The sequence below is a fragment of the Bacteroides sp. OM05-10AA genome, assembly GCF_003439055.1.
Lineage (GTDB): Bacteria > Bacteroidota > Bacteroidia > Bacteroidales > Bacteroidaceae > Bacteroides > Bacteroides intestinigallinarum.
In genome coordinates, this window is the sequence record NZ_QSUR01000091.1 from 1 (window position 1) to 387 (window position 387).

Consider the following 387-nt stretch of genomic DNA (forward strand, 5'->3'; position numbering starts at 1 on the left):
TATTCAAATTGATGTTATAATATTTTCTACTTCCAACGACCAATAGCCAACCAATAAATTTTCTCGGTTGATTGCAAATATCCATAATCGCCATTTTCATATTGATAAGTACCATTCACAACAAAATTAGATTTTGTTGTGAATAGTATTGAAGATGAAACGACTGACATTGTTGCTCCTTGTGATTTTGTTACATTTGTGACAAGACTGTAATAGGTATCATAAAATGAAACAGGAAGGTATATTGTCCTACTTGAACCTGCAACTTCTGAAAGCCCCCATTGAATCATTAGCCCATCCGGTAGCTTATAATATCCATTTTGGGAAAGGCTTTTTGTTGATACATTGGAAAAATCTTTTAATGCAGCGTTCGTCCTAAGAGAACTT

The 387-nt window shown here is 33.6% G+C and carries 1 pseudogene; it reads right to left on the bottom strand.

What is annotated here, in order from left to right:
* Positions 1–26: 26 nt before the first annotated feature.
* Positions 27–387: pseudogene (locus DXB58_RS28320) on the bottom strand (hypothetical protein); the annotation flags it as partial.